This window comes from Kitasatospora sp. NPDC093806 (assembly GCF_040683335.1).
Taxonomy (GTDB): Bacteria; Actinomycetota; Actinomycetes; order Streptomycetales; family Streptomycetaceae; genus Kitasatospora.
Window position 1 is genome coordinate 1 of record NZ_JBFBDO010000256.1, and the last position, 1705, is coordinate 1705.

The following is a 1705-nucleotide window of genomic DNA, read 5'->3' on the forward strand; positions in this document are numbered from 1 at the left end:
GCTACCCCGGTCGCTTCTGGTTCTCGATGTACTCCTTGATGATCGACAACGGGGCGCCCCCGCAGGACGCGGCGAAGTACTGGGCGACCAGAAGTGCCCGTGCGTGATGGCGCGGTTGACCTGGCCGGTGAAGTCCTGGCGAAGCCGACGGGCGGATACGCCCTTGAGGCTGCCGACCAGCTTCGAGACCGACACCTTGGGCGGGTAGTGCACCAGGAGGTGCACGTGATCGCGCTCGCCGTTGAACTCGACCAGTTCGGTCTCGAAGTCCTCGCAGACCTTCCGCATGATCTCCTCGCAGCGCGTGAGCATCTCGTCTGTGAAGATGTGCCGCCGGTACTTGGGCGTAAAGACCAAGTGCGCATGGAGATGGAGGGTGTAGACGACCGTACGACCCCTACGAATGCTGGGGTTTGCTTCCCATCGTGGTGACATAGATCAATTGCTACGATCACGAACGTGAAGATCGTGACGCAGGTGAAGCTCACGCCGTCGCCCGAGGTGGCCGCGGCGCTTGAGTCGACTCTGCACGCGGTCAACGCCCACGCCAACCGTGTGTCCGCGCTCGCGTTCGAGCGGCGCGTGTTCCGCAACTACGACCTGCGGAAGATCGCGTACGCGGATGTCCGTGAGGCCGGTATCGGTTCGCAGGCCGCCCAGCACCTAATCAAGAAGGTCGCGGACGGCTACGCCACGTTGAGGGCGAACCTCAAGGCGGGGAACTACGGCAAGCCGGGCTCCAAGCGCCGGACCAAGGTCGAGTCGAAGCCGATCACGTTCCGACCCGACGCTGCCCAGCCGTACGACCAGCGGAACATGTCCTTCGACCTGGACGCCCAGACCGTGTCCCTGTGGACGCTGTCCGGCCGGATCAAGAACATCCCCTTCGCCTGCTCGCCCGAAGCCCTCAAGAACCTTGCGGGAAAGCGCGGTGAGGCAGACCTGCTGCAGCGTGACGGCGTCTGGTTCCTGGTCGTCACCGTCGACACCCCCGAGGCCGAGCAGTACGAACCCGAGGGCTTCATCGGCGTCGACCTGGGAATCGAGAACATCGCGACCACGTCCACCGGCTACCTCGCCGCCGGACGGAAGATCAACCGGTACCGCAAGCGGCAGCTTGCTCTGCGGAAGAAGCTCCAGGCCAAGGGCACCAAGTCCGCCAAGCGCCTGCTCAAGAAGCGCTCCCGCAAGGAGTCCCGCCGCAGTCGGGACATCAACCACTGCATCTCCAAGACGATCGTGACCGAGGCCAAGCGCACCGGACGCGGCATAGCCCTGGAAGACCTCACGGGCATCCGCCAACGGGTACGGCTCCGCAAGCCCCGACGGGTCACGCTGCACTCCTGGGCCTTCGCCCAGCTCGGGCAGTTCCTCGTCTACAAATCCCAGCGCGACGGCGTCCCTCTGGTGTACGTCGATCCCGCCTACACCTCGCAGATGTGCTGCGAGTGCGGCCACACGGACAAGAAGAACCGCGTGGACCAGGGCCTTTTCATCTGCCGGTCGTGCGGCGTCGTTGCGCACGCCGACCGGAACGCTTCCCACAACATCGCCCAACGCGGCGTAACCGTGTGGAACGAGGGGCGGCAGTCACCCGTCCCGGTCGCCCCTACCTCACCGTAGGAACGACCCAGACGCGGCAGGGACGTGGCAGCCAGTCACGCGCTTAGCTGCAAGCTCGGTCCTTTAGGGCCGAGAAGCTGAC

The 1705-nt window shown here is 64.9% G+C and carries 1 protein-coding gene and 1 pseudogene; one reads left to right on the forward strand and one right to left on the reverse strand.

Going from position 1 to position 1705, the window contains the following annotated elements:
- Nucleotide 1: 1 nt before the first annotated feature.
- Nucleotides 2-435, reverse strand: a pseudogene (gene tnpA / locus AB0N76_RS39770) (IS200/IS605 family transposase).
- 24 nt (nucleotides 436-459) lie between these two features.
- Here tnpA and AB0N76_RS39775 point away from each other — a divergent pair.
- Complete coding sequence (locus AB0N76_RS39775; RefSeq protein ID WP_363565738.1) at nucleotides 460-1623, forward strand: transposase; 1164 nt, start codon at nucleotides 460-462, stop codon at nucleotides 1621-1623.
- Nucleotides 1624-1705 lie beyond the last annotated feature (82 nt).